The 8,362-nt window shown below is 46.2% G+C and carries 8 protein-coding genes; 2 read left to right on the top strand and 6 right to left on the bottom strand.

Annotated features, from left to right (window positions below; translation table 11 throughout):
- Positions 1–114: 114 nt before the first annotated feature.
- The gene (locus RH949_RS11565; protein WP_006105552.1) at positions 115–1,305 is read right to left on the bottom strand and encodes a PEP-CTERM sorting domain-containing protein; all 1,191 of its coding nucleotides are present in this window, start codon (positions 1,303–1,305) and stop codon (positions 115–117) included.
- Between the two features lie 198 nt (positions 1,306–1,503).
- On the opposite strand from RH949_RS11565, the gene RH949_RS11560 reads away from it, so the two are divergent.
- Positions 1,504–2,889 carry a GTP-binding protein gene (locus RH949_RS11560; RefSeq protein ID WP_446353196.1) on the top strand — a complete coding sequence of 462 codons (1,386 nt, stop codon included), beginning with the start codon at positions 1,504–1,506 and terminating at the stop codon, positions 2,887–2,889.
- A gap of 509 nt (positions 2,890–3,398) precedes the next feature.
- On the opposite strand, the gene RH949_RS11555 is transcribed toward RH949_RS11560, so the two are convergent.
- From RH949_RS11555 to RH949_RS11535, 5 genes are all read right to left on the bottom strand, one after another.
- Complete coding sequence (locus tag RH949_RS11555) at positions 3,399–3,620, bottom strand: hypothetical protein (protein WP_446353194.1); 222 nt, start codon at positions 3,618–3,620, stop codon at positions 3,399–3,401.
- 184 nt (positions 3,621–3,804) lie between these two features.
- Complete coding sequence (locus RH949_RS11550) at positions 3,805–5,205, bottom strand: protein kinase domain-containing protein (RefSeq protein WP_446353192.1); 1,401 nt, start codon at positions 5,203–5,205, stop codon at positions 3,805–3,807.
- Positions 5,206–5,327: 122 nt separating this feature from the next.
- A complete protein-coding gene (gene ispE, locus RH949_RS11545; RefSeq protein ID WP_446353190.1) occupies positions 5,328–6,293 on the bottom strand; it encodes a 4-(cytidine 5'-diphospho)-2-C-methyl-D-erythritol kinase in 966 nt (321 codons plus the stop codon).
- Between the two features lie 117 nt (positions 6,294–6,410).
- Entirely contained in the window at positions 6,411–7,262 is an 852-nt protein-coding gene (gene rsmA, locus RH949_RS11540; RefSeq protein WP_446353188.1) for a 16S rRNA (adenine(1518)-N(6)/adenine(1519)-N(6))-dimethyltransferase RsmA, read from the bottom strand.
- 101 nt (positions 7,263–7,363) lie between these two features.
- Positions 7,364–7,495: a hypothetical protein gene (locus RH949_RS11535; RefSeq protein ID WP_006105563.1), complete on the bottom strand. Its 132-nt coding sequence runs from the start codon at positions 7,493–7,495 to the stop codon at positions 7,364–7,366.
- A 297-nt stretch (positions 7,496–7,792) separates the two neighbouring features.
- Here RH949_RS11535 and RH949_RS11530 point away from each other — a divergent pair, with 297 nt between their 5' ends.
- Positions 7,793–8,314 carry a phosphoribosyltransferase gene (locus RH949_RS11530; RefSeq protein ID WP_006105570.1) on the top strand — a complete coding sequence of 174 codons (522 nt, stop codon included), beginning with the start codon at positions 7,793–7,795 and terminating at the stop codon, positions 8,312–8,314.
- The last annotated feature ends 48 nt before the right edge of the window (positions 8,315–8,362 follow it).

The following is an 8,362-nucleotide window of genomic DNA, read 5'->3' as shown; positions in this document are numbered from 1 at the left end:
TGGACGCTGAGTAAGACCAATAGAGGGCAACCTTTAGAGGCATCGGCGGATGAAGCGGGAAATCCTAAAGACGAATAAGACCGTCCTTGTTTAGCTAAGTTGGAAGCCCTAACTTCAGCGAAGCAAGTTAGGGTACTTCACATGCTCTCGCTTGAATAAGGCTCCAAATCCTAAAGCGGTAGCTGAACCAAGAATAGTAAGGGGTTCTGGAACTGGCTCTGTGTTGGAATCGAGCCGCGCTATCCAGGCTTCAGTATTTCCTTGAGGATTAGTTCCATAACCAACAATAGTTAAACCATCATTAGAAATAGCACGAGCCGTTCCCAAACTCCAGCCTGTTAAATTTAACTCAAAGTCACTTTCCAGAACCTGTTGCAGAGAACGCATACCTTTAGTGCTGTTCCAGATAAAGGCTCCACCACCAGAAGAGCTACCGACAACAACAGAACCATCTGCAGATACGCCATAAGCTATGCTGTAGAAATCACCTCCAGGAAGATCTCCTAGTCCTTGGATTCCGCCCGATTCCGTCCAGCGAAAAGCTTCAAAACCCGAGTTACTCGACGAGCCCATTCCCACAACCACAGAACCGTCGGCTGACACATCCCAAGCCACAGAGGAACGACCCCCAGGTAACTTACCTAGTCCCTGTATTCCGCCCGCTTTCGTCCAGCGAAAGGCTTCATCACCAGAGGCACTAGAACTATACCCTACAACCACGGAGCCATCGGCTGACACACCAGAAGCTGAACTGTTGAAAAAACCTCCAGGTAGGTCACCCAGTCCCTGTATTCCGCCCGCTTCCGTCCAGCGAAAGGCTTCACGACCCGAAGAACTTCTGCCATCAGTCCCCACAACAATAGAACCATCGGCTGACACATCAATGATTCCACTGATAAAACCACCATCAGCACCGTCACCGAGTCCCTGCATCCCTCCCGTTTCTGTCCAGCGAAAAGTTTCATAACCAGAACGACCAGAAGCACTAGAGCCAAATCCTACAACCACAGAACCATCGGCTGACACACCAGATGCACCACTGCTGAAATCACCCCCAGGTAAATCCCCCAGTCCTTGCATCCCTCCCGCTTCCGTCCAGCGAAAAGCTTCATCACCGGAGGAACTGTTGCTTATTCCCACCACAACAGAACCATCGGCTGACAAACCAATAGCCGCACTAGTAAAATCACCGCCAGGTAGATCTCCTAATCCTGTAAATGATGCAGCTAGGGCAGAGTCACTCTTAGCGATCCCTACTCCCAAAACAACACCAAAAGTTACAATCGCAAGTCTAGAGATACCCATAATCATCTTGAACTCCTTCAATCTTTAATTAAGGTAATGTCACGCTACCAAATATTCTGGGTATTGTTTGTTTTTGTGAACTTTAACCCACAGATGTGAACTTGCTGATTGCTTTGTTGCCATTCCAGGTAAGCAACAACATACCTATCGCTCGTTAGACGACAATAGATCTGTAACCTATCCCTATTCCATCTAACCTTGAGTCAATCACAATCCTCTTCCCCTAAACCCACCCGAAATCGCCAAGACTACTATATTCACCGCGCTCGTGCCAGTTTGCGGCACACTTTATTCTGGTACAACAACTTGCATCACCGCCGCCCCCTTCCCGATGTGGAACTGCAAGCGACACTCCAGAATGAACTGGAGGTATTGCAGTTTAGCTTAGACAAACTTGACCAAGGCGTGATTCGTATTGCCACCTTTGGTTTAGTCAGTCGTGGGAAATCGGCTGTTGTCAATGCGTTGCTGGGTCAGAAAATCTTGCAAACGGGTCCCTTGCATGGGGTAACCCAGTGGCCCAAGTCGGTACGTTGGACGCCCGGTGGTGAGGGGAAAGTGCAAGTTGAGTTAATTGATACACCAGGATTGGATGAAGTTCAGGGAGAAGCACGGGCGCAGATGGCGCAACAGGTGGCGTCTGAGGCGGATTTAATTTTATTTGTCGTGGCTGGGGATATTACCCGCACGGAGTATCTGGCGTTGTCGGAACTGCGACAAGCCCAAAAGCCGCTGATTCTGGTATTTAACAAAATTGATTTGTATCCGGAACAAGATAGAGAGGCAATTTACCAGCAACTGCAAGAACTGGGTACAGGTACTCCCCGCGATCGCCGTTTACAAAAGATGTTATCACCAGAGGAGATTGTTCGGGTAGCCGCAGAACCGTCTCCTATACAAGTGCGGGTGGAATTGCCCGATGGAAGCGTCAGTTATGAATGGGAAACCCTACCGCCGCAGGTAGATGAGTTGCAGCAAGCCATTTTAAGGATACTCAATCGCGAAGGGCGATCGCTCTTGGCACTTAATGCCCTATTTCAAGCCCGAACCGCCCAAGTTAGCATTGCCCAGAAAACTATGGCACAACGTAAGACGGAAGCCGAAGATTTAATCTGGCGTTTTGCTAAGTATAAAGCCTTGGCAGTAGCGCTGAATCCGATTGGTATCTTAGATATCTTAGGGGGAACTGTAGCAGACTTGGCACTGATTCGTTCCTTATCGCGACTCTACGGTTTACCAATGACAAGTTATGAAGCGGGAAAATTATGGCGCAAAATATTAATTAGTTCCGGTGGTTTACTGTTGGGTGAACTGGGAAGTAGTGCGCTGTTGGGAATGGGTAAAAGTGCCTCAGCCGTTGCCAGTATTGGCGGAGTTACGGCTTTTGCTGGAACCGCCGTGACTCAAGCTGGGATTGCCGGGTATGGGGCGTATACGGTTGGTCATGCGGCGCAAGTGTATCTGGAACAAGGCTGCACTTGGGGACCTTTAGGTGCGAGTACAGTGATTCAAGATATTCTTAATCAAGTTGAACCGGATATGATTCTCTATCGCCTGCGACAAGAGTTAGGTCAACATTTATAACAGGTGAAGAAATGTAAAGTGAATGGCGGCGATCGTCATTTGTCATTTGCCATTCGTCATTTGCCATACTCAAGGGAGCAAGAAGCAAGCTACGTCTTATGTCTATTTGTAGGGGCGGGTTTAGCTGTTTAATTTTGCTATCTACCGATAACCTCTAAACAAAACCCGCCCTTCATATTAAATTAAAATGGGATAGTTAACATTGATTGATGGGAATTCTAACAGACATGATCATGATAAGCTGTTCGGCATTTAAACCTTAATATCAATAATGGCGAAAGCCGTGTAGTGCGTTTAGCGAAGCCATGCCGCAGGCTTTGCATCTTGCTCGCTACTAATACCCAATTTAAATGCATGACAGCTTACTGGCATGACACCACTAAAATGGTGAAATAGGTTGTAGGAAACCCAACAAAATCTAGGGCTAAGGTTCCCTACTGCGAACCCAATTCTTAACCATCAATTTAGGTGTGTCACACTACTACATTTCAGAAATTCAGCCGACAACATTAGGGTGTGTTGGCTTCAGCGCGACTCTGCATGGTGTCTTGCAAGTGTTCGCTTTCCTCACGCTGCTGGGCTGCTGATTCTCGGCTTCGTTCTTGAGTCGGGGTATCAGCCGAGGGCGCTTCGACTTCTGCTTCTGCGCGGTTGAGCATGTTTTGTTTTAACTGCTCGTCGGCGAGACGTTCTTGAGTGGCAATTTTCCGTGCTTGATCTTGGGTATTCATAATTTTATTCTCCATATTCTTTACACTGCAATGGTTATCGGAGTTTTTTGCTTGTTCGGATCAAATCTACATATCATCCGAACAAAAGCCTCCGAGCCTATTTTATTTAGTATCAAGATTTTGGTGTCCAGATCGTCCCCCAAAAGGGAGAAATTAGGCTGATGATCCAGGGCTAAAGCCCCTACTACAAACCACATTGTTCCAACTTAGCCGCCATAACTTCAGCATGACGCCACCAGTCGTAATAGCCTCCCACCCAGCGACGGGATGGCAAATGTCCGGCTGGAGCTTTAAGATTAAACTGATAGGCTGTATCCGGAACGCGAGGATTATGAATTGACCAACCCACGCGATCGCAGAAACTGGGATAATCGGCTTCAACCTCTTGATAGATGCGGCTTTGCACCGTAAAGCCAAAATGGTGTTTACTGTATTTCATCCATAGCTGATCCAAAGTCCGCAAGTCTTCACAGGGTAACTCTTGAATATCACTCAACTTTAGATAATAACCGGGGAATTTGCCACAGGCTTGACCTAATACTATCCAGGTTTCTTCATCTGCTTTTTGCCATTTATGGGTGGCTAAGAGTTGCTTTAATCGCTGATAGTCAATTCCCACTTCTGAGGTGAGACTATTTCGTTTAATTTTGCGGGTTTTGGGTTGCCAAAGGTTGATAAAATGAGTGCCTACGGGAGGAGAGATAGCAGGGGTCAAATCTGTGATCACCTCATCAGCCGATTGATAGCGTTGTTTGAGACTAGCATGAGTTAACTGATCCAGGATTTTGCCTAGGCGATCGCTAATCTGGGTTTCAGGGGGTAAAAAATCCCGCCACACCCAGGTTTCATTGAATGTATCATACAGGTCAAAGGGAGAGACCTGAGTCATTAGATAAAGGCAGGTTACTCCCACACTATACAGGTCACTTGCCCAAAATGCTTTGCCTTTAAGTTGTTCGGGAGCCATATATTCGGGGCTACCAATAATTGTACCCGTTTGCAGTAAGGCGGTATCCGTCAGCAATTTAGCAACACCAAAATCAATTAACACTAACTTCCCGTCATCTTGGCGGCGGATAATATTGGCTGGTTTAATATCTCGATGGAGTACACGATGGGAATGAATATAGTGAATCAAGGGTAATAGTTCACGCAATAATTCCCAAATTTGCTCTTCGTTGTAATGTCCCTGCTGCTTTAACTCCTCGCTCAAGGTTAGCCCTGCAATAAAGTCTTGAATTAAATAAAGTTGTTGATTCTGTTCAAAATGTGCCAAAAGTGCGGGAATTTGTGGATGCTTGCCTAATTCATCTAAACGGATGGCTTCTTGTTGAAACAGTTCTTTGGCTTTTGGCAAGGTTTCTGGAGCGGAATTTGCCAGATAAAGTTGTTTGATCACACAATAGGGTTGACTGGGAATATCTTCGTCAACTGCCAAAAATGTTCTGCCGAATCCACCGCTACCGAGGGGGCGTAGAGGGCGATAGCGTTCTTTTAGCTGTAGCCTTTCCCCACAGGTTTGACAAAAGTGAGCGGAATCGATATTTTCCGGTGTCAGGCATCCCGGTTTAATACAATAAGTCATAAGTTATAAGCAAAATTCGCCTTAACTGTAGAGACGTAGCATGCTACGTCTCTACATCTCCTACTATGTCTCTACATCTCCTACTTCCCCGTTTCCTGTTCCCTGTTCTCTCTAAATCATTATTAGGAGACAATTTGAATCCCATGACTGGCAAACTTCGTCACCCAAAACCCTAAATTTGGATCAGACATTTCTGACTGGGCGTGTTGTAAAAGCGCTTGAGCCTGTTCCTGAGACTGACAAAGGGCGAATACTGTAGGTCCTGAACCGGACATCATTGTACCTAATGCACCGTTATTTTCAAAGGCTTGCCGCAGTTGCAGGACTTGGGGATAGTTAGGGAGTACAACTTGCTCCAAATCGTTGTACAGCAGTTGACCAATTTTGGCGAAATTTTTATTTGAAATTGCTTGAACCATTGAACCAGAATGCACACGAGTGGGGAGATTTATCGTTTCAGTTATTATCGATTTATCGACTCCCTCAGAACGGCCATAAGTATGGCTAAACTGAGACCGATAGGTTTGATATGCCCAAGCTGTAGAAACGGCTAAATTTTGATGTTTGGCTAACACCAGATAGAACGAATCCAGATTGGGTAAGGGATCAAGTTCTTCGCCTCGCCCGGTTGCGATCGCGGTTCCTCCTGCTAGACAAAAGGGTACATCTGAACCCAGTTTCGCGGCTAACTCTTGTAATTCTGGCTGCGTGAGTCCCAGTTGCCAAAGCATATTTAATCCTACCAAAACGGCGGCGGCATTGGTTGACCCTCCCGCTAATCCAGCCGCGACGGGAATATTCTTGTTAATCGTAACTTCCACACCGCCAAACTGCGCCCAGCAATCGGGAAACTGTTGACTCATCAATTCCACCGCCCGATAAGCCAGATTCGTTTTATCTAGCGGGACTTGCGGGTGATCGCAGTGAACTTGAATGGTTTGAGTCCCAATAGCCCGGACACTCACTTGATCAGCGAGTTCAATGCTTTGCAGGATCATCGCCAGTTCATGATAGCCATCGGCGCGATCGCCTAGTATTTCTAGATACAGATTAATTTTGGCAGGGGCGATTAGGGAATAGGAACGCATGGGAATGATGAGTTATAAATTATGAATTATAAATTACATCGAATAGGTTACTCGTGCAGCTTTGTGGACATAATCCATCAGTCAATTCCCAGCTTCCAGACGTGCCATGGCACGTCTCTACATTGCTTCCCCTGCTTCCTCTGCTCCCCCTTCTGTCTCGTTTAAGCGATTAGCCAGAGCAACCCATTGGCTAACGCTCAAGTCTTCAGCACGGGCTTGGGGATGACTGTCTACTTGTTCGAGTAATTGGTTAATTTTATCGCGATCGCACAGGGATTTGAGGTTATTTCGTAACATTTTCCGCTTACTGGCAAAACCCAGCTTGACTAAGGTTTCTAGCTGTTGGGGGTTATCGGCTGAGGGGTCTACAATTCGGGGACGCAAGCGGACAACGGCGGAGTCAACTTTTGGCGGTGGGGAAAAGGCAATGGCTGGGACATCACAGATCCAGTCACAGTCTGCCAGATATTGTACCCGCACCGATAATGCACCAAATGCCTTAGAACCTGGTTTCGCACATAATCGTTGTGCCACTTCTTTTTGCACCAAGAGTACAATTAACTCAAAAGCGGGAGTAATCGGTTGGGCGATGGTTCCCAGCAGCGTTTGCAAAATTGGTCCAGTAATGTTGTAGGGGATATTAGCAACGACTTTATTGGGAGACTGAAAATGAGGAAAGGCGGCGAGATGTTCGGCTAAGTTTAGGGAGAGAATGTCACCTTGTAAGAGTAAAAAATTCTCGTTTTGACCTAAACTTTTGACCAAACGTTGGCACAAATCCCGGTCAATCTCAACCGCCACCAATGACTCCACCTCCCCTAAGAGTCGCCGCGTCAGCACACCCGTTCCCGGACCAATCTCCAGCAGGCGATCGCGTGGCTGCAACTTCGCGGCTGTTATGATTTGATTTAAGGCTTTTTCACTACGCAGCCAATGTTGAGCGAATTGTTTATGGGCTTTGGGTGTCATTAGCGTATTGATTATGAATAAGGGTGGGTTTTGTTGTTCAGTTGTTGGTAACTCGCTAGTATGGAATCCCTAAACCCTCCCCTACAAGGTTAAAAAATCTTTCAGCCTCTGTTGGTTCTCTGCGATGTAATCTTCAAAGGTTGGTTGAGAACTCGTTCAACTTCTGCTAAGATGACGGCTGAGATAATGCCGCGAATGCCTCCACCGTCTAGGCTTAAAATTCGATAGGTCACTTTTAAATGTCTCCCCAACTCTCGTTTAAGTGTAACTTATATTACAGTTCCAGAAAAGCGTTTAGGTAATCAATAAATAGAGAAAGTGGGCAAAAGTTGGAATAGGGTATTTTGGGGGCGTCACATTTATAACTTATAGAGCATGTCCCAATCAGGCATGAAATCCTAGGCTAGTTGCTAATGACAAAAAAACACTCGAACCACTTTCCTACTGTTTTCCGTTTCCTATTCCTGGTGTCCTATTTAGGATTTAAGGCAACCATTCTATCCCGATTGACCCTTTACTAAACCATACTTATGTCAGACCTATATGTTACTTGGTCAGAATACCATAAAAAAATTGAACGCCTAGCTGTCAAGATTTATCAAGCCAACTGGGAGTTTAACCAAATTGTCTGCATTGCTAAAGGAGGACTGCGGGTGGGGGATATCCTCTGCCGAATTTATGGTAAACCCTTAGCGATTCTTGCTGCATCCTCTTATGGGGGTTCCCAAAACCGTGTTCGAGGTGAAATCACGTTTTCCCACCATCTGACGATGACAACGGAAACCTTAGGGAATCGTGTGCTGCTGGTAGATGATTTAGTGGATTCTGGCGTTAGCCTACGGGAATCGATGAATTGGCTAGAGGAACGATATGGGAATGAACTGGAAGAGATTCGCACGGCGGTTCTGTGGTACAAAGCTCACTCCCTGATCACCCCTGATTATTACATGGACTATTTACCCGACAATCCCTGGATTCATCAACCCTTTGAACCTTACGAACAGATAAGTCCGACTGAGTTAGCCGCAAGCTATTTGGTCAAGGAAGCCTAAGTATTTGAACTTATCAGGTTGCACAGATTTTTAAACCTTATGTCTAAA

Origin of the sequence: Coleofasciculus sp. A1-SPW-01, from assembly GCF_040217205.1 — a bacterium.
Lineage (GTDB): Bacteria > Cyanobacteriota > Cyanobacteriia > Cyanobacteriales > Coleofasciculaceae > Coleofasciculus > Coleofasciculus chthonoplastes_A.
Note: the sequence above shows the minus strand (reverse complement) of the source record. Positions and strands in the feature narration are given on the sequence as shown.